The organism is Lentzea sp. HUAS TT2 (genome assembly GCF_051853195.1).
Taxonomy (GTDB): domain Bacteria; phylum Actinomycetota; class Actinomycetes; order Mycobacteriales; family Pseudonocardiaceae; genus Lentzea.
In genome coordinates, this window is record NZ_CP196667.1 from 239,836 (window position 1) to 264,908 (window position 25,073).

The following is a 25,073-nucleotide window of genomic DNA, read 5'->3' on the forward strand; positions in this document are numbered from 1 at the left end:
CGGATGAGACGTCCGGCAGATCGACAACCGGGCGAGAGTCGGCCACGGCAAGCGTGGCTGGTCCAGCCCACTGCAGCCGTGACGCTCTAACGCTGGCCTCAGGTTCATCGAGGACCATGAGCGGCCAAAGCATCGACTGGAGGGGGGCGGGCCGGCGTGCGGATCATGATCGCGGATGACGAGGCGGCCATCCGTGAGTCGCTGGAGCGGGTGCTCCAGGTCGAGGGTTACGACACCAGCACCGTCGCCAACGGTCTCGCCGTGCTCGACGGGATCGACGGCGACGAGCCGGATCTGCTGATCCTCGACGTGATGATGCCCCGCCTCGGCGGGGTGGAGACCTGCCGGCGGTTGCGGGCGGCGGGGCGGGATCTGCCGGTGCTGATGCTGACTGCCCGGGATCAGGTCTCCGACCGGGTCGCGGGGCTGGACGCGGGTGCCGACGACTACCTGCCCAAGCCGTTCGCCACCGAGGAGTTGCTGGCCAGGGTTCGTGCTCTGCTGCGTCGCCGCGCGCCGGGCGACGACGAGTCGCAGATCCTGACGTTCGCCGATGTCCGGGTCGATCCCGACAGGTTCGAGGCGTGGCGTGGTGGGCGGCCGCTCCGCCTCACCCGGACCGAGTTCTTCCTGTTGGAGGTCCTCGTGCGCAACGCGACCCGCGTGTTGACCCGTGGCGAGCTGTTCGGGGCGATCTGGGGCTTCGACATGAGCGTCACCTCCAACAACCTCCAGGTCTACGTGAGCTACCTGCGCCGCAAGATGGAGGCCGAGGGTGAGCCGCGGTTGATCTACACGCGGCGCGGCTTGGGGTACACGTTGCGGGAGACTCCTCCGTGAGCAGGCGGCGGCTGACGCGGTGGTGGCGCCTGCAGTCCCTGCGGACCAGGCTGACGGTGATCGCGGCTACGGCCATCGCGGCCAGCGTGTTCTTGGCCTTCCAGGTGGCCAGCGAACTGCTGGACCGGGAGTTGCAGGACACCGCGGAGGAACAGCTGCGCGCCGACTCCCGTGTCCTGGTGGCCAGCGCCGAGCGTGCCGGGCTGGCGCAGGTCGAGCTGCCGCCGTATCCCGGAGCCGGTCGGCTGGTGCGGGTCGTCCTGGCCGACGGCTCGGTCCGGACGCCGGTCGGCCAGCCCGCGTTGCCCCCGGTCAGCGAGGAGGCCGGGCTCGTGGCGCGGGGTGTGTCGGCCGACCTGGTGGAGTCGGGCGACAGCGACGACGACGGCTACCTCGTCTACACGTTGCGGGCAGGTGATGGCGCGATCCAGGTGGCTCGCGTGGCCGACGACAGCCCGATCAACCAGTTCGGGTTGGGCATGCTGCTGATCGGGCTGTTCTGTGTGGTCTGCGGCGCTCTTGTCGGGCGGGCCGTGGCGCGGACCGGGCTGGCGCCGATCGACCGGCTGACCGCCGCCGCGGTCCGTGTCGCGCACACCCGGGATCTCGACGCCGACATCCCGGACGAGGGCGGTGGGGAGATCCGGCAGCTGATCCAGTCGATCAACGACATGCTCGCCGCGCTCCGGGACTCCCGGCAGGCGCAACGGTTGCTCGCCGAGGACGCCGCCCACGAGTTCAAGACCCCGCTCACCAGCCTGCGCCTCAACATCGAACTGCTGATCCGGCTCGATCGGCGCGGCGCCCTGGACACCGCACTTCCCTCGGAGAGCCGGACCCGGCTGCTCAACGATCTCGGCACCCAGGTGGCCGAGCTGAGCACCCTTGCCGCCGAGCTGACCGACCTGGCACGCGGTGACATCAGTGACGAGAGCACCGAACTGCTCGACCTCGCCGACGTGGTGGTGGCCGCCTCGGCGCAGGCGTGTTCCCGCATGCCCGACGTCGAGGTCGCGCTCGACGTGACCTCCGTGTGGGTGAGAGGGCGTCCCGCCGCGCTCCAACGGGCGGTGCTCAACCTCATCGACAACGCCGGCAAGTGGTCCCCCGCGGACCAGCCGGTCCAGGTTCGGCTTCGTGTCCAGGGCGCGTCGGCGGTGCTCGAGGTCGACGACGCCGGGCCGGGCATCGACTCCGCCGACGTACCGCGGGTGTTCGACCGGTTCTACCGTGCCGACAGCGCTCGGGCGTTGCCGGGATCCGGTCTGGGGCTGTCGATCGTGCAGCGGGTCGTGGACGCCCACGGTGGCCGGGCCGCCGTGGGCCGCTCCCCGCGCGGTGGCGCGCTGCTCCGGGTCGACCTTCCGGCCGTCCCGATCGCGCGGCTCACCGCCGGGGAGGACACCGCGGTGCGCTGATCTGCCGCACTCACCGTTGCAGCACTGGCTCCTCGTCGTCGACGCGCGGCCGTTGACCGTCCGGTTGCTCCACCGGCCGGGACAGCCGGCTCGGCCACCACATCCGCCGGCCGATCAGCAGGGTGAGGGCGGGCACCAGGACCGACCGCACCAGCAGGGCGTCGAGCAGCACGCCGAAGGCGACCAGGAACCCGACCTCGATCAGCATCACCAGCGGAAGCGTGGTGAGGACCGCGAACGTGGCCGCCAGGACCAGGCCCGCCGAGGTGATGACGCCACCGGTGGCGGAGAGGGCTTTGAGCATCCCCTCTCTGGTGCCCAGTCGCACGGTCTCCTCCCGTGCCCGGCTGGCCAGGAAGATCTTGTAGTCGACGCCGAGCGCCACCAGGAACAGGAAAGCCAGCAGTGGCACCGAATAGTCGATGCCCTTGAACCCGAGGACCGTGTCGAAGACGAACACGCTGCCGCCGAAGGCCGCCGCGAACGAGACGACCACGGTGGCCATCAGGACCAGCGGGGCCACGATCGCTCGGAGCAGCAGCGCGAGAACGATCAGGACGACGACGAGCACCAACGGGATCACCAGCTTCTCGTCACGGCTGGTGGTCTCCGCGGTGTCGAGGTGCTCCGCACTGGGTCCGCCGACGATCGCCTCCGCCCCGTTCACCGCGTGCACGGCGGTGCGCACCCGCTTGATCGTGTCGTACTCCGCGACGGTGTCCGGCGCGTCCGTCGGGAACACCGAGATGTCGGCCCAGCCACCGCTGGTCTCACCGGGGACGGCCACCGCCACACCGCGAACGCCCTTGACGACTTCGAGCACCCGTTCCTGGTGCGCCGGCCGCGTGAAGATCGTCATCGGCTGGCCGCCGAGCTCCGGGAAGTGCTGGCGCAGAACGGTGAAGCCGGTGACCGACTCCGGCGCGGACACGAACTGGTCCTGCTCCCGCAGGGCGCCGGTGTTGCCCGTCAGCCCGAGAGCGAGCACGCCCAGGATCCCGAGCGAGCCGAGCGTCGCGACCCACCGGCGGCGACCGATGGCGGCGCCGAGCCTCACCCACAACCCCGGCTTCTCCCCCACGGCCGTGCTGAACCGCGGGATGGACGGCCAGAAGATCCGCCTGCCGAGCACCACCAGCAGCGCCGGGAACAGCGTCAGCATGGCCACCAGCGCGCACAGGATGCCGGCCGCGCCGATCGGGCCCAACCCGCTGGTGCTGTTCAGGTCCGCGACGAGCAGGCAGAGCAGGCCGGCGACCACGGTGGCCGCGGACGCGACGATGGCCGGCGCGGCACCGCGCAGCGCGTGGATCATCGCGACCCGGACGTTCTCGTGGTGGTGCAACGCTTCCCGGTATCGGGCGATGAGCAACAGCGCGTAGTCCGTGCCGACGCCGAACACCAGGATCGTCAGCAGCGCCGAGTTCTGGTCGTTGACCACGATGCCGAAACCCTTGACCAGCAAGTAGACGGTCGCCATCGAGGTCAGTGCGGCCGCGCCCACGGCCACCAGCGGGATGAGCCACAACACCGGGCTGCGGTAGGTGATGATCAGCAGGAGCGTGACGACGACGATGGTGGTGAGGAGGACCTGCAGGTCGATGCCGTCGAAAACGGCGTCCATGTCGCCCTCGACCGCGGCCGGGCCGGTCACGTCGACTTCGAGGCCGGCGGGGCGGTCCCTCGCGGCGTCACGCAACGGGCCGACGACAGCTTCCGGCGCGCCGTAGGACGTGGCCACATCGAGGGTGAACATCATCGCTTTGCCGTTGCTGGAAGGTCTTGTCCGCGGGCCCTCGTCCTCGCCGTCCGGGGCCACCACCTTCGGCGGATACCGCTTGGCAAGGGTGTTGTAGTGGCGCTCGACCGTCGCGCGGTCGGCATCGGTCATGCCGCTGTCGCGGTGGTACACGAAGACGAACGTGTTGTCGTTCCCGCCGGGGAGACTGTCCTCCAGTGCCGCGACCTTGGTGGACTCGGCGTTCGCCGGCAGGGTGTCCACGGCTTTGTCGGTGGTGACCGAACTCAGCTTTCCGCTCAACGGCCCCATGACGACGGTCAGCACCAACCACAAGCCGATCACCAACCACGGCACCCACCGGCCTGCCGGTTTCTTTCCGGACGGCGCTGCTTCGACTGCCATTCAAGAGCCTCCCGCACAAGTGATGTTTCGCCTGTCTGGCGTCGACTTCCTACCGAGCGAATCTGAGAGGACCGTTAATGCGGTGCTCAGGCCCGCCGGCAGTCCTAAAGGGACTCAACGGAGTAGTACCGTCGTACCGCCTCCCTGCCGAAGTGACGACCGCGGTACGACGAAACGGGACGGATTCCGCCCTAGCGTTCAGGTCATGAGGAAAACTGACAGTCCACTGTGGAGGTTTGGGGCGGCCACCGTGGCGCTGGCGACGGCGTTCGCCGTCGTTGCCTGCGGGTCGAACGCCGGCAACGGCGCGGCGCCCGTCCCGCCCGGCCCGCACAACGCTCACGCGGGCCAGCCGCCGGCTCCAGCGCAGCCGCTGCGCGCCGGCGAGCGGTTCGTCGACCTGAAGATGGCCGAGGCCTACACGCCCGCACCTCCGGAGGGCGGCGGCACGGACGAGTACCGGTGCCAGGTGATCGATCCGGGCCTGACCAAGGCGGAGTTCCTGACCGGGACCCAGGTCATGCCGGAGAACGTCGCCCTCGCGCACCACGCCATCGTGTACGCGGTGCCGCCGGGCGGTGCTGCCCTCGTGCGCGAGCAGGACGCGAAGACCCCCGGCCTCGGCTGGCAGTGTTTCGGCGGAACCGGCGTGGCCGGCGCCGACGTGGAGAGCGAGGACGAAAGCGCCGACCCCGGCGCGACGTGGGTGGACACCTGGGCGCCGGGCGCCACGGAGACGCTGTACACCCAGGACGCCGGCTTCAAGCTGGAGCCGGGCAGCCTGCTCATCCTCCAGATGCACTACAACCTGCTCGTGACCGACGGCAAGCCGGCCGGGTCGGATCGCACGGCGGTGCGGCTGCGGCTGACCGGCGGCACGCCGCAGACCCGGGAACTCGACACGTTCCCGCTCGACGCGCCGACCGAGCTGCCCTGCACCGCCGACGAGTCGGGTCCGCTCTGCGACCGGGCTGCCTCGATCGCGGACGTGACGAAGCGGTTCGGGCCGGAGGTCGGTGAAACCGCGGATCGTCAGCTGGAGGAGTGCGGCCAGAGCGCGCCGAAGCCCGGTAACACCCAGACCTGCGACCACGAGGTGCCGGCACCGATGACGCTGTTCGCCGGTTTCGGCCACATGCACCTGCTCGGGCGGGCCATCAAGGTCGAACTCAACCCGGGCAGGCCGAACGCCAAGGTCGTGCTGGACGTGCCGCAGTTCGACTTCGACAACCAGCGGCTGGTGAAGCTGCCGGAGCCGGTGGAGATCGGTCCGGGGGACACGCTGCGGGTGACGTGCACGCACGACGCCGGGTTGCGCAAACGGTTGCCACAGCTGAGCAAGCTGCCGCCGCGCTACGTGGTGTGGGGCGACGGCACCAGCGACGAGATGTGCACGGGCATCATGACGGTCTCCCCCCCACAAGTCCTGACATGACCCGGATGCGTTGGGATTCCCCGAGGCGGTCGCCGGTCTGGTTCTTGCTGCCACTGCGTGCTTTTCTCGGTGGCACCTTCGCCTACGCCGGTCTGTCCAAACTCCTCGACACGCACTACTTGGACGACACGTCCCCACTCGGTGTCCACGCGCAGATGGTGAACGCCGCCGCGACCTCCCCGATCGGCCCGCTGGTCTCGCTGGCCGCCGACCACGCGACCGTCGCCGGGCCGGCGATCGCCTTCGGGGAGATCGCGGTCGGGCTCGCCACCCTGCTCGGGCTGTTCACCCGGCTCGCCGCACTCGGCGGTGTCCTCCTCTCGCTCAGCTTCTTCCTGACGGTGAGCTGGACGACTCGGCCGTACTACGTCGGGGCCGACATCGTGTTCGCCTTCGCCTGGACCCCGTTGCTGATCGCCGGCGACGCCGGGGTGTTGTCGCTGAGTGCCCGGCTGCGCGCGAAGGTGCGGCGCGGGCTCGGCCTGCCGGTGCACCCCGCGCCGGACGAGGACGGGACGGTGCAGGACGACGTCGAGCGGCGGACCGTGCTGCGGAGCGGTCTGATCGCGGGGGCGGCGACCGCTGCCGGCGTCACCGCGGGCAGCGTGCTGGCGCTCGCCCGGCGCCCTGCCGGCTCGTCTGCGGACCCGGTGAGCCACGGCCCGGTGATCGCTGCCGTCGACGACGTCGCCGTCGGCTCGTCGAAGAGCTTCACGATGCCGAACGGGACGCCCGCCCATCTCCTGCGCCCGGCGACGGACACCTTCCTGGCGTTCAACGCGACCTGCAGTCATCAGGGCTGCCCGGTCTCCTACGTCGGCCCTGGATTCCAGTGCCCTTGCCACGGCGCCACTTACGACGAGAAAGGACAGGTGACCGGAGGGCCGGCACCCGCACCGCTGATCAGAATCCCGGTCAAGGTCGTTGAGGGCCAGGTGGTGCTCGCCTGACGAAGCGCTAGATCGGCCGGGTGAGTCTCAGGTCGTAGGCGAGGATGACGGCCTGGATCCGGTTCCGTGCGCCGATCTTGGCGAGGACCCGCCCGACGTGGGTCTTCACCGTCGACTCCGACAGCGTGAACCGTTGCGCGATCTCGCCGTTGGTGAGGCCCTGGCCGATCGCGACGAGGATCTCGCGCTCGCGGCCGGTCAGGGAGTCCAGCCGGGGATCCTTCCGCACAGGCGCGCCGAGGTCGTCGCCGAGCTGGTCGGCGAACGTGTCGAGCAGCCGCCGGGTCAGCACCGGCGCGATCACCGCGTCCCCGGCGGCGACGGCCCGGATGCCCGCGAGCAGCTCCTCCGGGCGGGTGTCCTTGAGCAGGAACCCGCTCGCCCCTGCCCGCAGCACGGCGAACGCGTACCGGTCCACGTCGAACGTCGTCAGCACGAGGATGCGCGAACGCCCACCGGCGGCCACGATGCGCCGGGTGGCCTCGATCCCGTCGCCGCCCGGCATGCGGACGTCCATCAGCACCACGTCGGGATGCAGCTCGGTGGTCCGCCGAACGGCCTCGGCGCCGTTCTCGGCCTCGCCGACGATCTCGGTGTCGGGGGTGCTCTCCAGCAGCATGCGGAACCCGAAGCGCTGCAGCGGCTGGGCGTCCACCACGAGCACAGAGATCATGAACGGCTGCCTTTCAGGGACGCGGTCCGGTCGCCGTCCGGCGCAGGGCCGGCGATGCCTAGTTCATACCGAGCGGACCTGAGACGACCGTTAGAACGGCGCTCAGGCCAGCTGGGCGACGAGCGCGTCAGGTGGCGAGATCACCCAGCGCCGAGAGAATGGTCCTGGGCCGGAGCTGCTCGGTCCCAGACCGGACCCGTCCCTCGCGGAAGGCAGTCGTCGTGCCGCTCACCCATTCGTCCGACCCCCACCGCCAGGCCCGCCCTCACCTCGAGGCCAACCCCGTGTTCACCCGTGAGCCCGGCCGCATCCCCAGGGACCGCATGCCTGAAGGGGAACTCGACGCGGACACCGCCTATCAGGTGGTGCACGACGAACTGATGCTCGACGGCAACTCCCGGCTCAACCTGGCCACCTTCGTGACCACCTGGATGGAACCGCAGGCAGCGACGCTGATGGCCGAGTGCGTCGACAAGAACATGATCGACAAGGACGAGTACCCGCGCACAGCCGAACTCGAGCAGCGCTGTGTCCGGATGCTCGCCGCGCTTTGGCACGCCCCCGACGCGGACTCGCCGACCGGCTGCTCCACCACCGGTTCCAGCGAGGCGTGCATGCTCGCGGGACTCGCGTTGAAACGCCGCTGGCAGCACCGGCGTCGCGCGGCCTCTCTGCCGATCGACCGGCCGAACATCGTCATGGGCATCAACGTCCAGGTGTGCTGGGAGAAGTTCGCCAACTACTGGGACGTCGACTGCCGGCTGGTGCCGATGGAGGGCGATCGCTTCCACCTCACCGCCGACCAGGTCGCGGACCACTGCGACGAGTACACCATCGGCGTGGTCGCCGTGCTCGGTTCCACCTTCGACGGCAGCTACGAACCCGTCGCCGAGATCTGCGCCGCCTTGGACGCGGTGCAGGCCGACAGGGGCTGGGACATCCCGGTGCACGTGGACGGCGCGTCCGGCGCGATGATCGCCCCGTTCTGCGATCCCGGTCTGGAGTGGGACTTCCAGCTGCCCAGGGTGGCCTCGATCAACACCTCCGGTCACAAGTACGGACTGGTCTACCCGGGAGTCGGCTGGGTGCTCTGGCGCGACGCCGCCGCGCTGCCGGAGGACCTCGTGTTCCACGTCAACTACCTCGGCGGCGACATGCCCACCTTCGCGCTCAACTTCTCCCGCCCCGGCGCCCAGGTGGCCGCCCAGTACTACTCGTTCCTGCGACTGGGCCTGGAGGGCTACACCCGCGTCCAGCACTACAGTCGCGACGTCGCCGTCAGCCTCGCCGCCCGCATCGAGGGCCTCGGCCCGTTCCGGCTCCTCACCCGCGGCGACCAGCTCCCCGTCTTCGCCTTCACGGTCACCGACGACCGCTTCTCCGTGTTCGACGTCTCCGCTGCCCTGCGCGAACGCGGCTGGCTCCTCCCCGCCTACACCTTCCCGGCCAACCGCGAGGATCTCGCCGTGCTCCGCGTCGTGGTCCGCAACGGCTTCACCCACGACCTCGCCGATCTCCTCGTCGACGACCTCGTCCGCTGCCTGCCCACCCTGCAGGCCCAGCAACAGCCTCGTCACACCCAGGCCACTGCCGCCTTCTCCCACGGCGCCGATGGCGACAAGCGTTGAGCCGGGAGCGCTCTCACCGTTCAGGAGTGCACGAACAGGGCGATCTCGGACGCGATCTCGGTGACGGAGAACTGCCTGGTGTCACGGGAGATCCGGTCGCCCATCAGCGGCATCCGGCTGAGCACGTCCTCCTTCGTGATCTCGTGCCAGACCGGGAGGATCTTCTGCTCGCAGTAGACGGACAGGTTGATCATCGCCTCGAGCTCCCGGTTCGGCCACTCCTTCTCGAAGAAGGCCTTCGACAGGACGACGATCCCGAACCTGCTGCCGGCGAGCCCCTCGTTGACCTTCCTGGTGAGGCTGTCGCCGAGCCCTAGCGTGAAGCGGTCGAACCACACTTCGACGCCGAGGTTGCGCAGTTCCCTCGCGAGCGGCTCCGCGACCGCCGCCCGGTCCTCGCTGGCGTAACACAGGAAGACGTCGTGATAGCCGTCGTCGTCGGGCGATCCGGCTTTCGGCGGGGTGTTGCGCAGGCCCTGCAGCGAGCGTTCGGGCAGCGGTGGCGGCTCGCACCACGTCTTGAGGCTGACGCGGGCGGGTGGCGGGGCCAGCGACTCGAGGGCCAGGAACCAGACGCCCTCCTTGGGCACCTGGATGACGGTCTCCGTGCCCTGCTTGACCCGGCCGCCGTAGAACCTGGTCGCTTCTCGCCCGGATCTGAGCAGCCTGCGGTTCGCCCGGTCGACCAGGCGCACGTTCGCGTCGCCGCCGGAAACCTCGACGTGCACCCGCACGCCACGACGCAACCGGCCCAGCTTGCGAGTCGAGTCATCCCTCCACGGTCCCATCGGAACATCGTCCTGGAGCGGCGCGCGGTGAAGAGGACAACTTCTGGTCAGTTCCGGGCCGCTTGCCGTTTGCGACAACCTGTCGTAATCTTTTACGACAGGTTGTCGCAAAACTCAGGAGGAGAGGCCGATGAACACCCTCAACGACCGCGCCGAGCTCATCGAACTGATCAGCCGCTACGCCGACATCGCGGACCTCAAGGAGTTCGACACCTTGCCCCGCAAGGTCTTCACCGACGAGCTCACGATGGACTTCGAGTCCGTGACGGGCATGCCGGAGATGACGATCCCGCTGGACACCTACATCGAGGCCCTCCGCGCCAGTTTCGCGCCGTTCAAGGCGACCCACCACGCCATCACCGGGCACGTGGTCGACATCGACGGCGACACCGCGAAGATCCACGCGCACGTCCGCGCCGAGCACTGGCTGCCGGGTGGCGGCAGTCCGTGGCTGGTGGTCGGCTTCTACGACGACGAGGCGGTGCGCACGCCCGACGGCTGGCGGCTCAACCGTGTCAAGCTGACGGCGATCCACCAGGAGAACCAGCCACAGCTGCAGACCCAGTAGCCCACGACCGAGGAGAACGACCAGATGCCGCGGATCCGCGCCGCCACCATCGAGGAACACCACGCGATGGTGTGGGCCGACCTCACCGAGGCGCTGCGGCTGCTGCTGCTCGAACGCGACTACGACTCCATCACCATGGGCCACATCGCCGCCAAGGCCGGGCTCGCGCGCAACACGCTCTACAACTACGCCAGCGACAAGCGGACGCTGGTCCTGCGGCTCGCGCACCGGGCGAGCCGTCCACTGGCCGAGCAGGTGTCCGCGATCGCGCGGTCCAGAAAGCCGGCGGCGGACCGGATGCGGGCGATCGTCGAGACGATCCTGTCGGCGTCCACGAACCCCGCCATGCGGCTGATGTTCCTGCCCAACTCCAGCCCGCTGGTCGCCGAGCTTCCGAACGGGCCGGAGAACCCGTTCGCCGCGCTCGTGGCCGAGGTCGAGGACGTCGTCCGCGACGGCATCACCAAGGGCGAGTTCGACGGGGTCGACGACGTGGGGCTCACCGTCGAACTGCTGTCCGGTGCCATGCTGGCCGGGATCGACCGCATCCGCAGGGATCCGGACTCGCTGGCCGCCACGGTCCGCGCGGCGCAGGAGATCGTTCTCGCGTCGATCACTCGGGCACACGGGTGATGCCGTTTCCGGATGGCTGACGCAACCCGCGACCGGGCGGGATCGGCAATACGATCGACCGCATCATGAGCGACCACACGGACGAACCCGCCGGCAAAGGCGACGCCACCATCCACGACCCCCTGCTCACCACACCGGTGGCCAGACTGATGGCGCTGGCGATGGGCACGGACACCCGTGTGATCGACGTGCCCGTGGAGCGCAGTGTGGGGCTGGCCGGGCTGGTCGGTCTCAGCTCCGGCGCGAACGGCGAGCCGCAGTGCATGATCGGGCTCACCGACGACCTGGACGACGACATGCGCGCCGACGTGCTCGCGTTCGGCCTGGCGGTGCTCGTCGGCACGCCGGAGATCCTCGAGAAGAGCCCGGACAACATCCTCGGGATCAGCAGGGAACGGTTGCCTCAGGCCGACAACGGTCCCGGCAACCTGGCCTGGCACATGGTGCAGACGTGCGGGCGCGAGTCGCCGTCGACGACGTTCCGGTTGATGGTCATCCAGTCCGACGAGTGAGTTCGGGGACGCCGTCGCCGCCGAGGTCTGCCAGGAACGCGCGGCGGCCCGCCATCGCCATGACCAGTGACAGCAACGGCCCGTGCACCTCGGGGCCGTTGCCTTCCTGAAACGAGGCGTCGGTCGCCCGCAGAGACAGGCCCTTGACCAACGTCTTGCTGTTGGCCGCGAAGTTCTTCGTGGCGAAGAAGCGGGCGACGGCGAGCAGTCCGGCGGCGTCGGGGGTGTGCCGCAGTCCCAGGGGCCTGCGGATGTCCTCGGAGTGGACGATCACCTCGCCCAGGCCCGCCGGGGACGACTCGACCGGCAGCGTGATCGTGCCGACGTGCCGGAACCGTTCGAGCGTCTCCTGCGGGGTGGCGCCGCGGAACTCCTCCAGGCGCCGCCGGTTGTGCACGTCCGGGTTGAACCGGGCGCCGGCCATGCTGCGGATCCAGCCCCAGCGGGTGGTCCGCGTGGCCGCGCCGAGGTGAGCGACGACCTCCTCGACGTCCCAGTCCGCGCACAACGTGGCCGAGCGCCACTGTTGCTGGTCAAGCGCGCTCAGGTCGTCGGCCAGCGCGGCGAGCTCACGCTGCTGGATCTCCGGGAAGTCGAGCATGCGGTGACGATAGCGATCTCGACCCGGCGGAATTACCTTTACATAAAGCTATATCCAAAGGTAGCTTGCCCGGTGTGACTGCGCGCGGGGAAACGGACCTGGTCGGCGGGGTGGTGGCGTGGTGGGCTCAAAACGCCCCTGAGCTGCCGATACTGACGATCGAGTTCACCAAGCGCGTCGCGCGGATGCACGCGCTGACCGACCGGGTGACGGTGGCCGTGCTCGCGGACTTCGGCTTGAGCCGGGCCGAGTACGACGTCCTCGGCACCCTGCTGACCGCCGACGCGCACCTGAAGCCGTCGGAGCTGTCGTCGCGGCTGCTGCTCACGACCGGCGGGCTGAGCAACGTGCTGCGGTCGCTGGAGCGCCGCGGTCTCACCTCGCAGAGTTCGGACGCATCGGACGGGCGCAGCAGACGCGTTGTGCTGACAGCAGAGGGGAAAAAGGTCGCCGAGCGGGTGGTTCGCGAGGTCGTCGCCGCCCAGCACGCACTGCTGGGCAAGACCGGTGCCGCGGACGTCGAGGCTGCGGTGACTGCACTTGCCGCTGTGCTCGACCCGCTCGATCGCCCTGCACCGAAAGAGGTGTGACATCACGCGGTTCACGATCACCAACGTCCACCTGTTCACCCCTGAGCACACCTTCGGACCGCTCACCTCGATCGGCGTCGAGAACGGCGTGCTCACCGGCGACACCGGTGGCGTGACAGTCGACGGGCAGGGTGGGTACCTGTTGCCCGGACTCATCGACACGCACGTGCACATCGGCCATGCCGACGAACTCGCCGCCGGGCTCCGGTGGGGCGTCACGACGATGCTCGACATGGGCACGACGCGGTGGGACGAGCTGCGTGCGTTGCGGGACAACGAATCCGACGATCGCGCGGACGTCCGGGGAGTGTCCTATCCGGCGTGTGCCGTCCGCGGCACGGCCGTGCGCAAGATGGGCTTTCCGGCCTCCACCGCGGTCAGCGGTCCCGCCGACGCCGCAAGGTGGGTCGCCGAGCGACTGAGTCAGGAACCGGACCACCTCAAGATCGTGCTGGAGGACAAGCTGTTGCCGTTCCAGCCACGGCCTCTCAGCCCCGCCACAGTTGCCGCCCTCATCACCGAAGCGCACCGGGCAGGCAAGAGAGTCGTCGTCCACGCCGCGTCACCGCGGGCCTACGCCATCGCGCTCGACGCGGGCGCCGACGTCATCACCCACGCGCCCATCAGCGCCACGCTGTCCGCGGACCTGGCCGGCCGGGTCGCCGTCTCGGGCACAGCCGTGTCGCCGACGCTCGTGATGATGCGGACGATCCTGGAGAACCTGCGCATCCCGTTCAGGCCGAAGTCGCTCCACTTCGGACAGACGATCGCCTCGACCAAGGCGCTCGACGAGGCCGGCGCGTCGATCGTTCTCGGTACGGACGCGAACGCCGACGAGACCTCGCCCGCACGTGTCGCCCATGGCAGTGCCGTCCACGAGGAACTCGCGCTGCTCGTGGACGCAGGACTCAGCCCTGCGAACGCACTCGCCGCTGCGACCTCCCGTGCGGCCGAGGTGTTCGGGCTGCACGACCGCGGTGTCATCGCCGCGGGCAAGCGCGCCGATCTCCTTCTGCTCACAAGGGATCCGCTCCAGGACATCACCGCCAGCCGCGACATCGCCGACGTGTGGAAACGCGGAGTGGCCCCACATCGGTGATGTGGAGCCACTCGACGACACGGTGGATCAGTTCTTCTTGAACGCGTCCTTGACCTTCTCCGCGGCTTCCTTCAGGTGACCCTTGGCCTGGTCGGTCTTGCCTTCGGCCTGCAGGCCCGGGTCGTTGGTGGCGTCGCCGACGCCTTCCTTCAGCTTGCCCTTGAGCTCGTCGCCCTTGGCATCCAGCTTGTCATCTGCACCCATGTACACGGAGTGCCCTGAGCCGTCGAAAGCAAACGTCGCGTTTCTCTCGCAGGCCGATGCACGCCCGGGTTCAGGGCAGATCCAGCTCGTCGTGGCGACTCGCGATGATCTCGGCGAGCTGGACGAGCTTCACGTTGAGGTCCTGCGAGGAGCGGCGCAGCAGGTCGAACGCGTCGTTGGCGTCCAGTCCGCGGCGGGCCATCAGAATGCCCTTGGCCTGGCCGATGACGTCGCGGGAGTTGATCGCCCGGCGGAGCTGCTCCGCCTGCAGGGTGGCCGCGTCGACGGCCTCGGTGTGCGCCAGCGCCAGGGACGCGTGCGTGGCCAGCAGCAACGCGACCGCCTGGTCGTTCTGGTCGAGGCCGTGCTGCTGCCGGGAGTAGATGTTGAGCGCGCCGGACAGCCTGGGCGACTCGACGTCGGGCAGCAGCGCGGTGGACATCACCGCGCCCATGCCCCGTTCGGCCGCCGCCGGGCCGAACTTCGGCCAGGCCGACGCGGTGGCCAGGTCCGGCGCGGACACGACCGCGGGGCCCTCCGGATCCGCGACGTCGAGGCAGGGGCCCTCCAGCAGGTCGTACTGCAGCTGGTCGAGCTCGATCGCGATCGGGTCGGTCTCCACGGGCGTGTGGAACTTCCCGTCACGCGACCGCAGCGTGATGCTGACCAGGTCCGCGCCCGGCACCACCTGCACCGCGGCCTGGACGATCTGCTGCAGCACCTCGCCCGTCGTGGTGGCGTCGAGCAGGGAGTACGTCAGGGTGGCGAACTGCTGGGCCAGCGGTCCGAGCGGCGCGCCGTGGTCGCGCAGGGGCGGTTTGCCGGACGCGGTGGCTCTCGCGGCGTCGGCCGCGAACCTGGTCCGGTCGAGCGTCCAGTCATCGGCGCTGGGCGGCATCTGCGGCACCTCGGATCGTCTCCTTCCCGTCCGGCGAACACCGATGACGGGGTGGGGCTGACCCGGTGCTGCGCTGCTGAACCCCTGGCCAGGGTAGGCGATCGCGGCAGCCGTTGCACGGCACGTCACATGCCGGTGCTCACTTGGCTCCGAGCGGCAGAACCCGTGACAGCACAGGCACTGTGGCCGCGGCGACGACGGTGTGCATCGCGATCAGCGCGAGCGAGTTCACCACGGTGGCTCCCCCGGCGAGGATGCCCAGGTCCGGAATCCACGAGAGCACGACCACGACGGGCACCAGGACGCGCAGCACTCGCCGCGGGTTGCCGGCGAAGCGGCGCACGAGGTACCAGCCGAGCGTGCCGAGCAGGATGCCGATCACCGTGGCGGGCGCGTACTCCGCCAGGGCCAGGCCCATGCGCTCGGTGCCCTCGGGGATGAACCTGCCCGCCACCAGGGCGATCAGCGCGTTGACGACGACCGAGATCACCGCGGCACCCAGCAGGCCGACGACGACCTCTCCGGCGGTGGGCGCGAGGACAGAGGAACGTGAAGGAAGGCTGGTGTCGGCCATGAGCCCCGTCCTTGGGTAGGCTATTTGCAAGCAGTCACTTGCAAACAAGGTAGCCAACCGGTCACGCTGATGCAAGTGCACACTTGCATTCATCGAGGAGGGTGAGTGGCCGGCCGGGTGCCCGACGAGGCGGTGTTCGACGCGGTCCTGGCGGTGATCGCCGAGCAGGGCTACGAACGGGCGACCACGCGCGCGATCGCCGACGCCGCGGGGATCAACGAGGCGACGCTGTTCCGCCGGTTCACCTCCAAGGAGAACCTGCTGCGGCAGGCGGTGCGCAGCAACTTCGCGGGGTTCGCGCTCGACCTCGACACGCCGGGCGACGACGTGGCGGCCGACCTGCTCACGATCGTGAGCTACTACTCACGGCTCTACGAGACCCGCGGCGGGGTCGTGCTCACCCTGATGCGGGAGGCCAAGTTCAGCCCGGAGGTGGCGGCGGTGCTGTCCGAGCCGGAGTCGTTGCTGGAGCGGGTGGACGCGGTGATCCTGCACCACCAGCGGCGGGGGTCGCTCGTCGTGGAACCGCCGCGGCACACGTTCTTCGCACTGGTCGGCCCGGTGATGATGCGGGCCATCGCGCGGCGGGTCGACCAGCGGGCCACCCAGGCACCCGCCGATCCCGCAGCCGTGGTGCGGCGGTTCCTGGACGGGCACCGGCCTACTTCTTGAGCCTGCGGCTTCCGGCGTGCCAGTCCTCGACCTCGCCGGCCTGCTGCGTCGTGACGCCGACGCCACCCGCAGACGGTGTAGCCGCGCTGCGCCTGGACCAGCCTGACCTACTTGCTCGTCATCCACGCGAACAGGCAGATCGGGTCAAGGTAGAAGTTGATGTCAGCGTTGCTGTTCATGCCTTTGCTCCTCCTGGAGATGCCGGTGCGGCGCCGAGTTCGGCGGACGGGCCGGACATCCACGGCACGCGCAGGTGTCTTCGGCGGCAACGGATCCGGAGCTGGGTCGCCGGCTGTGGGACCGCTCGCAGGAGCTGACCGGCATCCGCTGGGACGACTGACGATCAGGTGCGAGCGAGTCGGCGCGCCTCGTGGTGGGCGGCCATCCGGACGGGTGCGTTGACCACACCGAACCCGCGGTAACCACCGATCCGTTCGACCACCTCGAAGAACACCCTCGCCCCGGCCAGCTCGGTGTAGAAGTGCAGGTACTCGCCGAACTCGTCGCGGTCGTAGAGCACGGAGTGGCGGCGGAGCGCGTCGACGCGATCGGCAGGCAGGTTCGTCCGCGCCATCAGGTCGTCGTAGTAGTTGCCGGGGATGTCCAGCAGCCGTGCGCCCAGCTGCCGGAGCTTTTGGGCGCAGGCAACTGCATCGGCGCACGTGAACGCGATGTGCTGCGGCTCTTCCACCGCCGGAGCCCACCCTCCTCGTCGCACCAGCGCGGCGTCCAGGGTGAGCCGCACGCCGCCGCCACTCACGCCGCGGCCGCGCACCAGGCCGAACGGCGCCGCGAACTCCGCCGTCGCGCCCGGTTCCAGGCCCAGCACCGAACGGTAGAAGAGGCCTGCCTCGTCGAAGTTGTCGAACGGCTGGGTCAGCGCCACGTGGTCGATGCCGGTGATGCCGGCGTCCAGGGCCGTCTCGCCGGTCGGCACGAAGTCGCCGAGCCAGTCGTCGTCCGCGCACAGGAAGATCTCGGTGCCGTCGGGTGCCGCGATCGCCGTCAACGGCGCTTCGCCGGGCCCGGCGATCCGTGCCAACGGGGGCGCGAGCATGACTTTCGCGCGCAGGGCCGCGGCGGCCGGATCCGGCACGGAGACGCCGAGCGCGGCGATCGCGCCGGGTTCGCCCTCAGCGTTGACGAGCACACGCGCCGAACCCTGCGTCCACAGTTCCACCGGCTTCGAGCGGTGCACGCCCGCCCGCGTGAAGCCCAGCACGGCGAGGTCCGACTCCCCCACGACCTCGGCGAAGGCGTAGCCGGCCGGGACGGGCGCGGCGGGAACGTCCAGCAGCAGCAACGAGTCCTGGAGGCTGACCAACGACCGCATGGCGTCGACGGCGGCGCGGTGCGGGTCGGACTGGCGGAAGACGTCGTTGAACACCTCGAGCGAGAGCGGGCCTCGGTACCCGGCGTCGAGGACGTCGCGGGTGAACGTCGTCAGGTCGAAGTCGCCCTGCCCCGGGAAGAGCCGGTGGTGGCGGCTCCACTGGAGGACGTCCATCGGCAACGTCGGCGCGTCGGCGAGCTGCAGGAAGAAGATCTTCTCGCCGGGGATCGCGCGGATGGCCCGCGGATCGTCCCCTTTGGACAGGATGTGGAAGCTGTCGAGGCACACGCCGAGCGACGGATGTCCGGCGCGGCGCACGATCCGCCACGCGTGCTCGTAGCCGTTGACGTACCTGCCCCAGGCGAGCGCCTCGTAGGCGATGCGCAGGCCTCGTTCGCCCGCGCGCGTCGCGAGCAGGTGCAGCTGTTCCGCGGCGAGATCGTCGTCGTCGATGGCGTCCGGCGACACCGAGGAGCACACCAGCACGGTGTCCACGCCCAGTTCGGCCATGACGTCGAACTTCTGCTCGGCGCGGCGGAGGTTGGCGGCGAGCACGTCCGGCGGCACGGCCTCGAAGTCGCGGAAGGGCTGGTACAGGTCGATGGTCAGACCGAGATCGGCGCAGCGCTGCCGGATCTCCGCGGGACTGCGGCGGTCTGCCAGCAGGTCGTTCTCGAAGAGCTCGACGCCGTCGAAGCCCGCCTCGGCGGCCGCGGTCAGCTTGTCGTCCAGGGTGCCGGACAGGCACACGGTGGCGATGGCGGTGCGCAGGTCAGGACGCATGCGCGGGTTCTCCTTCCAGCTCTTCGAAGTGTGCGAGCATCCGGTCCGCGTCGGGTTCGGCGCCGGTGAACAGCCGCAACGACTCCGCGGCCTGGAGCACGACCATCCCGCCGCCGTGCAGCACCCGGCAGCCGCGTGCCCGCGCGGCGGCGAGGAGCGCTGTCTCCAACGGCCGGTAGACGATGTCGGCGACCCAGAGTTCGGGGCGCAGCAACGACTCGTCGATCGGCAGGCCGGGATGCGCGGCCATGCCCGTGGGGGTCGCGTGGACGAGGCCGTCCGCGGTGCGCACGTCCTCGGGGATGCAGGTGGAGGCCCGGCCGGCGCCGAACGCGCGTTCCAGCACGGAAACCAGCTGCGCGCCGCGGTCCTGGTCAACGTCGTGGACGCCGAGGTGTGCGGTGCCGAGTGACAGCAAAGCGTGGGCCACGGCGGCGCCCGCCCCGCCCGCGCCGAGCAGGACGACGTTCGTCATCGCGGCATCCGGCAGACCCCGGCTCAGGCTGCGGGCGAACCCCGTCGCGTCGGTGTTGTGGCCGATCGCCCTGCCGTTCTCGAAGACCACCGTGTTGACGGCGCCGAGCGCGGCGGCCTGCGGAACCAGCTCGTCGAGGTGCGGCAGGACCGCCTGCTTGGCCGGGTGGGTGATGTTGAGCCCGTGGAACCCCTCGGTCCTGGCCTGCGCCAGCACCTTGCCGACAGGCTGGTCGATGACGTCGAGGTCGAGCAGCCGGTAGCGGTAGGTCAGCCCGAGCTCCGCGGCCTCGCGCTCGTGCAGCGCCGGGCTCAGCGACGGGCCGATGCCGGAGCCGATGAGCCCGATCAGGTAGTTGGTCACCCGGCCTCCCGATTAATGTACGAACTAGTGAGTTCACCGTAGCGCTCCCCGTCGCCCGCCGGAAGTGCTGCACTAGAGTTGGCTGGTCATCCGCAGATCGAAGGGGGCTCGGTGGCCGCACCATCGTCACCCGATGCCGAGCGTCAACGGGACAAGGACCGCACGCGCGCCGACATCCTGGAAGTGGCCACGCGGGAGTTCGCGGACAAGGGCTACACGGGGGCGCGGGTCGACGAGATCGCCGAGCGCACCAGCACGACCAAGCGGATGATCTACTACTACTTCGGCGGCAAGGAACAGCTCTACATCGCCGTCCTGGAGCAGGCCTACCTGGAGATCCGGGCGTTGGAAGCGGAGCTCGACGTCGAGCACCTCGCGCCGGAGGACGCCATCCGCCGGCTCGCGGAGCTGACGTTCGACCACCACGAGGCGCACCCCGACTTCATCCGGCTCGTCAGCATCGAGAACATCCACCGCGCCGAGCACATCGCCCGCTCGGAGGTCCTGGCCGGACTCGCGAACCCGGCGCTCGACGGCCTGACTCAGATCCTCGAACGGGGCCGCGCGGCCGGCCGGTTCCGCGACGACGCCGACCCGCTCGACGTGCACATGGTGATCAGCTCGTTCTGCGTCTTCCGGCTCGCGAACCGGCACACGTTCGCCGCGATCTTCGGCAGGGACATGCTCGACCCCGACCGCCGCGAGCACTACCGACGCATGCTCGGTGACATGCTGATCGACTACCTGACCAGCTGAAATCTCACTCTTGACACACGGGGGTCACATATCCGACCTTGTGTTAACTAACTAGGTCGTACATAGGAGTACGCCGTGACCACATCGATGGCCCGCAAGACTGCGCTGGCAGCCTGGATCGGCAGCGCCCTCGAGTACTACGACTTCTTCATCTACGGCACCGCCGCGGCACTGGTCTTCAACAAGGTCTTCTTCCCCGCCGCCGATCCGGCGACGGGGACCCTGCTCGCGCTCGGCACGTTCGGCGTGGGCTACCTCGCCAGGCCGCTGGGCGCGTTCATCCTCGGTCACGTCGGGGATCGCTTCGGCCGCAAGAAGGTCCTCGTCTTCACGCTGCTGCTGATGGGCGTGGCCACGTTCGCCGTCGGCTGCCTGCCGACCTATGCCACGGCGGGCGTCCTCGCACCGGTGCTGCTCGTGTTTCTCCGTCTGCTGCAAGGGCTTTCGGCCTCGGGCGAGCAGGCGGGCGCGAACTCGATGTCGCTGGAGCACGCACCGGACCACCGCCGGGCGTACTTCACCAGCTTCACGTTGAGCGGCACGCAGGCAGGACAGATCCTCGCCACGGCGATCTTCCTGCCCGTGGCGGCGCTCCCGCAGGAGGACCTGCTGACGTGGGGCTGGCGCGTGCCGTTCTGGTGCAGCGCGATCGTCGTGGTCGTGGGTCTCGTCATCCGCCGCAAGATCGACGAGACCGCGGAGTTCAAGCGCACCAAGACGGCCAAGCTGCCGGCCGCGGTGTTGTTCCGGACGCACTGGAAGGACGTCCTGCGGGTCGTCCTCGCGGCCACCATCGCGTCGGTCAGCACGATCTTCACCGTCTACGCGCTGAGCTACGCGGTGAACACGATCGGCCTGGCGCGCACGCCGATGCTGTGGGTCGGGGTGCTGGCCAACGTCGTCGCGCTGGCCGCGATCCCGTTGCTGGCAGGGCTTTCCGACCGGATCGGGCGCAAACCCGTGTTCCTCGCGGGCTGTGGCGCGTGCGCGATCCTGATCTTCCCGTACCTGTGGTCGATCTCCATCGGCGCGTACGGGCTGGTGTTCGCGCTCGGCATCCTGCTGTTCGGCGTGTGCTACTCCGCGATCAACGGCATCTGGCCGTCGCTGTACGGCGAGATGTTCAGCACCGAGGTCAGGCTCTCCGGCATGGCGATCGGCACGCAGATCGGGTTCGCCATCGCGGGGTTCGCCCCGAGCGTGGTGGCGGCGATCGGCTCCGGGCGTGACGACTGGATCGGCGTCGCGATCTTCACGGCGGCGGTGTGCGCGCTCAGTGCGACCGCGATCGCGACCGGACGCGAGACCTTCCAGCGCCCGACGGCGGAACTCGGGCGTTCGCGGGCGCCGGTGGCCGTGAGCTGACCGCATTGGGCCGTTGGGTGGTGACCGGGGCGGCTCCGCCGGGGTGGAATGGACCGGCGGAGTCGCCAACGGAGGTGTGCCATGCGAACACGGTTCGTGGTGTCGTTGCTGGGACTCGTGCTCGTCGCAGGGGGTGCGCCCGCGGTGGCGGCGCCCCAGCACGTGCCCGGTGACCAGCCGTTGCCCGGTTACACCGTCAACAACCCGCCGTTGCGGCCCGAGGTGGTCGACGGGCAGCCGACCAGGGTGCTGCAGGGCATCCACCAGCACTCCGCGTACGTCGTCGAGGTGCCCGCGAAGTGGAACGGCCGGCTCGCCATGTGGGCGCACGGCTACCGCGGCACGGGCACCGTGCTCACCGTGGACCCGCCGGCGTACGGCCTGCGCACGCGGATGCTCGGCCAGGGTTATGCCTGGGCCGCGTCTTCCTACTACAGCAACGGATACGACGTCCGTGCCGGTGTCTCGGCGACGCACGACCTGGCACGGCACTTCGGCACGCTGGTCGCCAGGCCGAAGCAGGTGTTCATCGCGGGCGTGTCGATGGGCGGGCACGTCATCGGCCGTTCGCTGGAGCAGTACCCCGGTTTCTACGACGGCGCGCTGCCGATGTGCGGTGTGCTCGGCGATCACGAGCTGTTCGACTTCTTCCTCGACTACCAGCTGACGGCGCAGGCGCTCGCCGGTACCCGCGCGTACCCGATCCCCGCCGACTACCAGACGGCCGTGGTGCCGCGGATCCAGGAGAAGCTGGGGCTGAACGGGCTCGTGCCAGGAGGCCCGGACACGGTGACGGACCGGGGTGCCCAGTTCCGCGCGAACGTCGTCGAGCTCAGCGGCGGACCACGTCCAGGCTCGACGCCTGCTTTCGCGTTCTGGAAGGACTTCCTGTTCGGTCTCGCCGCGCCGGCCGACGACAGCGCCCCGCTCTCGCGTGACCCCGGCCGGTTGGCGACCAACCTCGGCACCCGGTACCAGCCGAACACGCCGGTCGACCTCAACCGCGCGGTGCAACGGGTCGCGCCGCGCGACTGGCGGACCCGCTTCTCCCCCGCCCTCACCGAGGTGCCGGCGATCGCGGGCAGGCCAGGGGTTCCCGTGCTCTCGTTGCACGGACTGGGTGACCTCTTCGTGCCGTTCTCGATGGAACAGGACTACCGGGCCGACGTCGTCCGCCGCGGTCAGTCGAAGTTGTTGGTGCAGCGGGCGATCCGCACGGTGGACCACTGCGAGTTCTCGCCGGCGGAGGCAGGGGCGGCGTGGGACGACCTCGTGGCGTGGACCGACCGCGGCCGCAAGCCGGCCGGTGACGCGATCGGTGACCGTGCCGCGGTCGCCTCGCCTGCGTTCGGCTGCCGGTTCTCCGATCGTGCGGCCTACAACGGTCCTGGCACCCGCAGGTTGTTCTCGTCCTGTCCGGTGAACTGAGTTTCGAAACTTTGCCGGTTTCCGTCCCTTTTGCACCATGCCGGGCGGGGCGTTCACCTGGACGTTCGACGGAATTCGAAAGGTGGTTCAACGGTTCGACGGCGTGGAATCGGCTCTTGAACCGTCGAACCGGTTCGGTCAACACTGCTCGAGGTTCGACTCGGACGGCATCTGGATTTGGCGCGATCCCTGCCGCTCACACCGAACCTCGCATTGACCGATCCTCCTCTCAGAAAGCGCCGAAAAATGACGCTGACAGCGAAGTCAGTCGCACGGGTAACCCTCGTGTCAGCCCTGCTCACCGCCGTCGCGGGTGCCGCGGTCATCGGGGCGTCGCCCGCCAGTGGCGCCGCCTCGACACTGGGTGCGGCAGCCCAGCAGAGCGGCCGGTACTTCGGCACCGCGGTGGCCGCGAACAAACTGGGCGACTCGACCTACACCGGGATCCTGAACCGCGAGTTCGACATGGTCACGGCCGAGAACGAGATGAAGATGGACGCGACCGAGCCCAACCAGGGTCAGTTCAGCTACGGCAACGCGGACCGGATCGTGAACCAGGCGCGCAACCAGGGCAAGCGGGTGCGTGGACACGCGCTGGCGTGGCACTCGCAGCAGCCCGGCTGGATGCAGAACATGTCCGGTTCCTCGTTGCGCAACGCGATGCTGAACCACGTCACGCAGGTCGCGAGCTACTACCGCGGCAAGATCTACGCCTGGGACGTCGTCAACGAGGCCTTCGCCGACGGCAGCAGCGGCGGACGCCGCGACTCCAACCTGCAGCGCACCGGCAACGACTGGATCGAGGCGGCGTTCCGCGCGGCGCGAGCGGCCGACTCCGGTGCGAAGCTCTGCTACAACGACTACAACACCGACAACTGGTCGCACGCCAAGACCCAGGGCGTCTACCGGATGGTGCAGGACTTCAAGTCCCGCGGCGTCCCGATCGACTGCGTCGGCTTCCAGGCGCACTTCAACAGCGGCAACCCGGTGCCGTCCAACTACCACACGACCCTGCAGAACTTCGCCGCTCTCGGCGTGGACGTGCAGATCACCGAGCTGGACATCGAGGGCTCCGGCAGCTCGCAGGCCCAGCAGTACCAGGGCGTCACCCAGGCCTGTCTCTCCGTGGCGCGGTGCACCGGCATCACCGTGTGGGGCATCCGCGACAGCGACTCGTGGCGCGCCTCCGGCACCCCGCTGCTGTTCGACGGCGGCGGCAACAAGAAGGCCGCCTACACCTCGGTCCTCAACGTGCTGAACAGCGGCACGAACCCCGGGCCGACGAGCACCACCACGACCACCACGACGTCGTCCAACCCCGGCGGCGGGGGCTGCACGGCGACGTACTCCGAGGGCGAGAAGTGGAGCGACCGCTTCAACGGCAACGTCACGGTCACCGGTACGGACAACTGGATCGTCACGGTCACCGTCAGCTCGCCCCAGCGGATCATCGCCACCTGGAACACCAGCGCGACGTGGGACTCGGCCAACGTGATGACCGCACGCCCCAACGGCAACGGCAACACGTTCGGCTTCACCATCTCGCACGGCGGTAACTGGAACTGGCCCAGCGTCTCCTGTCGCGTCGGCTGATCCTCGCGCGGACGGCGGGCCCTGCTCGCCGTCCGCGTTCAGGCGATCGTGGTGGCGCAGCTCATCGCGGCCGTCGGCGCGGCATCGCCGTGCGTGCGCACGAGGTGGGCCTCACCCCACACCCGGACGCCTTCGACGACGGGCAGAACCGTTTCCCCGTAAGGCGTGAGCCGGTAGAGGACGGGTGCCGGCACCGGTCCGGTCTCCACCCGTTCGACGAGCCAGTAGAGCAGCGTGAGCTTCCACTTCCCTCCGATCGCGGCGAACGCGGCCGCCATGGGGCAGCCCGGCAGCGGGTTGGGGCGTGAGGGGTTACCCGCAGGTGCCTTCTTGTCCATGGCCTCACTCCGCTCGGATAGTCAGGCCATGACCTTGCCACACAAGCGAATCCTGATCGCGCTCCTTTCCGTCCTCATGGTGGCCGGGACGACCGCGTCCGCCGCCGAGTCGTCAGCGGACGGCAGCATCGAGGGCATGAACCTGCGGCTGTGCGAACCACAGGCCGAGCGGTGGAGCCTGACCTTCGTCAGCATGCGCGACGGACTGCTCACGCCGGCGGTGTTCGGCGGGTTCCGCGACGGCGTGGGCGAGTTCCACGGCGACGACCAGCTCGGCGGCCGCCCGATCAAGGTGCGGTTCCTCGTCACCCGCCAGGGCAAGGACAGGGCCACGTTCGAGCAGGCCTTCTCCGGTGACGGCGGCACGACGTGGGAGACGAACTGGGTCGCCGTCGACCGCCGGATCTCCTGAC

26 protein-coding genes are annotated in these 25,073 nt (G+C 69.5%); 16 read left to right on the forward strand and 10 right to left on the reverse strand.

Annotated elements, in window-relative coordinates:
- The first annotated feature begins 156 nt into the window (after window positions 1–156).
- Entirely contained in the window at window positions 157–840 is a 684-nt protein-coding gene (locus tag ACSHWB_RS01250; RefSeq protein ID WP_439660230.1) for a response regulator transcription factor, read from the forward strand.
- Window positions 837–2,258 carry an ATP-binding protein gene (locus ACSHWB_RS01255; protein WP_439660231.1) on the forward strand — a complete coding sequence of 474 codons (1,422 nt, stop codon included), beginning with the start codon at window positions 837–839 and terminating at the stop codon, window positions 2,256–2,258. Before ACSHWB_RS01250 ends, ACSHWB_RS01255 begins: the two co-directional genes overlap by 4 nt.
- Before the next feature lie 10 nt (window positions 2,259–2,268).
- Here ACSHWB_RS01255 and ACSHWB_RS01260 read toward each other — a convergent pair whose 3' ends face one another.
- Complete coding sequence (locus tag ACSHWB_RS01260; RefSeq protein ID WP_439660232.1) at window positions 2,269–4,401, reverse strand: MMPL family transporter; 2,133 nt, start codon at window positions 4,399–4,401, stop codon at window positions 2,269–2,271.
- A 205-nt stretch (window positions 4,402–4,606) separates the two neighbouring features.
- Here ACSHWB_RS01260 and ACSHWB_RS01265 point away from each other — a divergent pair, with 205 nt between their 5' ends.
- Window positions 4,607–5,836 carry a monooxygenase gene (locus ACSHWB_RS01265; RefSeq protein WP_439660233.1) on the forward strand — a complete coding sequence of 410 codons (1,230 nt, stop codon included), beginning with the start codon at window positions 4,607–4,609 and terminating at the stop codon, window positions 5,834–5,836.
- Window positions 5,837–5,841: 5 nt separating this feature from the next.
- Window positions 5,842–6,786: a Rieske 2Fe-2S domain-containing protein gene (locus ACSHWB_RS01270; RefSeq protein ID WP_439660234.1), complete on the forward strand. Its 945-nt coding sequence runs from the start codon at window positions 5,842–5,844 to the stop codon at window positions 6,784–6,786.
- A gap of 7 nt (window positions 6,787–6,793) precedes the next feature.
- Here the strand turns inward: ACSHWB_RS01270 and ACSHWB_RS01275 are convergent, their stop codons facing one another.
- Complete coding sequence (locus ACSHWB_RS01275) at window positions 6,794–7,459, reverse strand: response regulator (RefSeq protein WP_439660235.1); 666 nt, start codon at window positions 7,457–7,459, stop codon at window positions 6,794–6,796.
- Between the two features lie 158 nt (window positions 7,460–7,617).
- On the opposite strand from ACSHWB_RS01275, the gene ACSHWB_RS01280 reads away from it, so the two are divergent.
- On the forward strand, window positions 7,618–9,087 hold the full coding sequence (locus tag ACSHWB_RS01280) for a glutamate decarboxylase (RefSeq protein ID WP_439660236.1): 1,470 nt from the start codon (window positions 7,618–7,620) through the stop codon (window positions 9,085–9,087).
- Between the two features lie 20 nt (window positions 9,088–9,107).
- Here the strand turns inward: ACSHWB_RS01280 and ACSHWB_RS01285 are convergent, their stop codons facing one another.
- Window positions 9,108–9,875, reverse strand: a complete 768-nt coding sequence (locus ACSHWB_RS01285; protein WP_439660237.1) for a DUF1883 domain-containing protein — start codon at window positions 9,873–9,875, stop codon at window positions 9,108–9,110.
- A 130-nt stretch (window positions 9,876–10,005) separates the two neighbouring features.
- Here ACSHWB_RS01285 and ACSHWB_RS01290 point away from each other — a divergent pair, with 130 nt between their 5' ends.
- The 3 genes from ACSHWB_RS01290 (at window position 10,006) to ACSHWB_RS01300 (ending at window position 11,588) form a co-directional block, all read left to right on the forward strand.
- On the forward strand, window positions 10,006–10,443 hold the full coding sequence (locus tag ACSHWB_RS01290) for a nuclear transport factor 2 family protein (protein ID WP_439660238.1): 438 nt from the start codon (window positions 10,006–10,008) through the stop codon (window positions 10,441–10,443).
- A gap of 24 nt (window positions 10,444–10,467) precedes the next feature.
- Window positions 10,468–11,076 carry a TetR/AcrR family transcriptional regulator gene (locus tag ACSHWB_RS01295; protein ID WP_439660239.1) on the forward strand — a complete coding sequence of 203 codons (609 nt, stop codon included), beginning with the start codon at window positions 10,468–10,470 and terminating at the stop codon, window positions 11,074–11,076.
- A gap of 65 nt (window positions 11,077–11,141) precedes the next feature.
- Window positions 11,142–11,588 (forward strand): hypothetical protein, encoded by a 447-nt coding sequence (locus tag ACSHWB_RS01300; protein ID WP_439660240.1) that lies wholly within the window; start codon window positions 11,142–11,144, stop codon window positions 11,586–11,588.
- Here ACSHWB_RS01300 and ACSHWB_RS01305 read toward each other — a convergent pair.
- Window positions 11,569–12,189: a maleylpyruvate isomerase family mycothiol-dependent enzyme gene (locus ACSHWB_RS01305; RefSeq protein WP_439660241.1), complete on the reverse strand. Its 621-nt coding sequence runs from the start codon at window positions 12,187–12,189 to the stop codon at window positions 11,569–11,571. The two genes, ACSHWB_RS01300 and ACSHWB_RS01305, sit on opposite strands and share 20 nt — an antisense overlap.
- 74 nt (window positions 12,190–12,263) lie before the next feature.
- Here ACSHWB_RS01305 and ACSHWB_RS01310 point away from each other — a divergent pair, with 74 nt between their 5' ends.
- Window positions 12,264–12,779 carry a MarR family winged helix-turn-helix transcriptional regulator gene (locus tag ACSHWB_RS01310; RefSeq protein ID WP_439660242.1) on the forward strand — a complete coding sequence of 172 codons (516 nt, stop codon included), beginning with the start codon at window positions 12,264–12,266 and terminating at the stop codon, window positions 12,777–12,779.
- The gene (locus ACSHWB_RS01315) at window positions 12,730–13,878 is read left to right on the forward strand and encodes an amidohydrolase family protein (RefSeq protein WP_439660243.1); all 1,149 of its coding nucleotides are present in this window, start codon (window positions 12,730–12,732) and stop codon (window positions 13,876–13,878) included. The genes ACSHWB_RS01310 and ACSHWB_RS01315 overlap by 50 nt, the downstream gene beginning before the upstream one ends.
- A gap of 27 nt (window positions 13,879–13,905) precedes the next feature.
- On the opposite strand, the gene ACSHWB_RS01320 is transcribed toward ACSHWB_RS01315, so the two are convergent.
- The 3 genes from ACSHWB_RS01320 to ACSHWB_RS01330 all read right to left on the reverse strand — a co-directional run bounded on the left by ACSHWB_RS01320 (window position 13,906) and on the right by ACSHWB_RS01330 (window position 15,554).
- Window positions 13,906–14,082: a CsbD family protein gene (locus tag ACSHWB_RS01320; protein WP_439660244.1), complete on the reverse strand. Its 177-nt coding sequence runs from the start codon at window positions 14,080–14,082 to the stop codon at window positions 13,906–13,908.
- A 70-nt stretch (window positions 14,083–14,152) separates the two neighbouring features.
- Window positions 14,153–14,980: an ANTAR domain-containing protein gene (locus tag ACSHWB_RS01325; protein WP_439660245.1), complete on the reverse strand. Its 828-nt coding sequence runs from the start codon at window positions 14,978–14,980 to the stop codon at window positions 14,153–14,155.
- A gap of 139 nt (window positions 14,981–15,119) precedes the next feature.
- Window positions 15,120–15,554, reverse strand: a complete 435-nt coding sequence (locus ACSHWB_RS01330) for a DUF6069 family protein (protein ID WP_439660246.1) — start codon at window positions 15,552–15,554, stop codon at window positions 15,120–15,122.
- A gap of 105 nt (window positions 15,555–15,659) precedes the next feature.
- Between ACSHWB_RS01330 and ACSHWB_RS01335 the strand changes: the two genes are divergently transcribed.
- Window positions 15,660–16,226: a TetR/AcrR family transcriptional regulator gene (locus ACSHWB_RS01335; RefSeq protein ID WP_439660247.1), complete on the forward strand. Its 567-nt coding sequence runs from the start codon at window positions 15,660–15,662 to the stop codon at window positions 16,224–16,226.
- A gap of 343 nt (window positions 16,227–16,569) precedes the next feature.
- Here ACSHWB_RS01335 and ACSHWB_RS01340 read toward each other — a convergent pair whose 3' ends face one another.
- On the reverse strand, window positions 16,570–18,342 hold the full coding sequence (locus ACSHWB_RS01340) for a TIM barrel protein (protein ID WP_439660248.1): 1,773 nt from the start codon (window positions 18,340–18,342) through the stop codon (window positions 16,570–16,572).
- Entirely contained in the window at window positions 18,332–19,180 is an 849-nt protein-coding gene (locus ACSHWB_RS01345) for a shikimate dehydrogenase (protein ID WP_439660249.1), read from the reverse strand. The genes ACSHWB_RS01340 and ACSHWB_RS01345 overlap by 11 nt, the downstream gene beginning before the upstream one ends.
- 111 nt (window positions 19,181–19,291) lie before the next feature.
- Here ACSHWB_RS01345 and ACSHWB_RS01350 point away from each other — a divergent pair, with 111 nt between their 5' ends.
- From ACSHWB_RS01350 to ACSHWB_RS01365, 4 genes are all read left to right on the forward strand, one after another.
- Window positions 19,292–19,936, forward strand: a complete 645-nt coding sequence (locus ACSHWB_RS01350) for a TetR/AcrR family transcriptional regulator (protein ID WP_439660250.1) — start codon at window positions 19,292–19,294, stop codon at window positions 19,934–19,936.
- 75 nt (window positions 19,937–20,011) lie between these two features.
- Complete coding sequence (locus ACSHWB_RS01355; RefSeq protein ID WP_439660251.1) at window positions 20,012–21,301, forward strand: MFS transporter; 1,290 nt, start codon at window positions 20,012–20,014, stop codon at window positions 21,299–21,301.
- Between the two features lie 81 nt (window positions 21,302–21,382).
- Window positions 21,383–22,729: an alpha/beta hydrolase family protein gene (locus ACSHWB_RS01360; protein WP_439660252.1), complete on the forward strand. Its 1,347-nt coding sequence runs from the start codon at window positions 21,383–21,385 to the stop codon at window positions 22,727–22,729.
- 246 nt (window positions 22,730–22,975) lie between these two features.
- On the forward strand, window positions 22,976–24,322 hold the full coding sequence (locus ACSHWB_RS01365; RefSeq protein ID WP_439660253.1) for an endo-1,4-beta-xylanase: 1,347 nt from the start codon (window positions 22,976–22,978) through the stop codon (window positions 24,320–24,322).
- A 38-nt stretch (window positions 24,323–24,360) separates the two neighbouring features.
- Here the strand turns inward: ACSHWB_RS01365 and ACSHWB_RS01370 are convergent, their stop codons facing one another.
- Complete coding sequence (locus ACSHWB_RS01370; protein WP_439660254.1) at window positions 24,361–24,660, reverse strand: winged helix-turn-helix transcriptional regulator; 300 nt, start codon at window positions 24,658–24,660, stop codon at window positions 24,361–24,363.
- A 28-nt stretch (window positions 24,661–24,688) separates the two neighbouring features.
- On the opposite strand from ACSHWB_RS01370, the gene ACSHWB_RS01375 reads away from it, so the two are divergent.
- Window positions 24,689–25,072: a hypothetical protein gene (locus ACSHWB_RS01375; protein WP_439660255.1), complete on the forward strand. Its 384-nt coding sequence runs from the start codon at window positions 24,689–24,691 to the stop codon at window positions 25,070–25,072.
- The last annotated feature ends 1 nt before the right edge of the window (window position 25,073 follow it).

Excerpts from the sequence above, each read along its gene's own strand:
- ACSHWB_RS01365 (WP_439660253.1), top strand. The coding sequence starts at position 22,976 with ATGACGCTGACAGCGAAGTCAGTCGCACGGGTAACCCTCGTGTCAGCC.
- ACSHWB_RS01370 (WP_439660254.1), bottom strand. The coding sequence starts at position 24,660 with ATGGACAAGAAGGCACCTGCGGGTAACCCCTCACGCCCCAACCCGCTG.
- ACSHWB_RS01270 (WP_439660234.1), top strand. The coding sequence starts at position 5,842 with ATGCGTTGGGATTCCCCGAGGCGGTCGCCGGTCTGGTTCTTGCTGCCA.
- ACSHWB_RS01320 (WP_439660244.1), bottom strand. The coding sequence starts at position 14,082 with ATGGGTGCAGATGACAAGCTGGATGCCAAGGGCGACGAGCTCAAGGGC.
- ACSHWB_RS01275 (WP_439660235.1), bottom strand. The coding sequence starts at position 7,459 with ATGATCTCTGTGCTCGTGGTGGACGCCCAGCCGCTGCAGCGCTTCGGG.
- ACSHWB_RS01260 (WP_439660232.1), bottom strand. The coding sequence starts at position 4,401 with ATGGCAGTCGAAGCAGCGCCGTCCGGAAAGAAACCGGCAGGCCGGTGG.
- ACSHWB_RS01305 (WP_439660241.1), bottom strand. The coding sequence starts at position 12,189 with ATGCTCGACTTCCCGGAGATCCAGCAGCGTGAGCTCGCCGCGCTGGCC.
- ACSHWB_RS01295 (WP_439660239.1), top strand. The coding sequence starts at position 10,468 with ATGCCGCGGATCCGCGCCGCCACCATCGAGGAACACCACGCGATGGTG.
- ACSHWB_RS01340 (WP_439660248.1), bottom strand. The coding sequence starts at position 18,342 with ATGCGTCCTGACCTGCGCACCGCCATCGCCACCGTGTGCCTGTCCGGC.
- ACSHWB_RS01280 (WP_439660236.1), top strand. The coding sequence starts at position 7,618 with ATGGTCCTGGGCCGGAGCTGCTCGGTCCCAGACCGGACCCGTCCCTCG.
- ACSHWB_RS01265 (WP_439660233.1), top strand. The coding sequence starts at position 4,607 with ATGAGGAAAACTGACAGTCCACTGTGGAGGTTTGGGGCGGCCACCGTG.
- ACSHWB_RS01330 (WP_439660246.1), bottom strand. The coding sequence starts at position 15,554 with ATGGCCGACACCAGCCTTCCTTCACGTTCCTCTGTCCTCGCGCCCACC.
- ACSHWB_RS01325 (WP_439660245.1), bottom strand. The coding sequence starts at position 14,980 with ATGCCGCCCAGCGCCGATGACTGGACGCTCGACCGGACCAGGTTCGCG.
- ACSHWB_RS01300 (WP_439660240.1), top strand. The coding sequence starts at position 11,142 with ATGAGCGACCACACGGACGAACCCGCCGGCAAAGGCGACGCCACCATC.
- ACSHWB_RS01375 (WP_439660255.1), top strand. The coding sequence starts at position 24,689 with ATGACCTTGCCACACAAGCGAATCCTGATCGCGCTCCTTTCCGTCCTC.
- ACSHWB_RS01285 (WP_439660237.1), bottom strand. The coding sequence starts at position 9,875 with ATGGGACCGTGGAGGGATGACTCGACTCGCAAGCTGGGCCGGTTGCGT.
- ACSHWB_RS01360 (WP_439660252.1), top strand. The coding sequence starts at position 21,383 with ATGCGAACACGGTTCGTGGTGTCGTTGCTGGGACTCGTGCTCGTCGCA.
- ACSHWB_RS01290 (WP_439660238.1), top strand. The coding sequence starts at position 10,006 with ATGAACACCCTCAACGACCGCGCCGAGCTCATCGAACTGATCAGCCGC.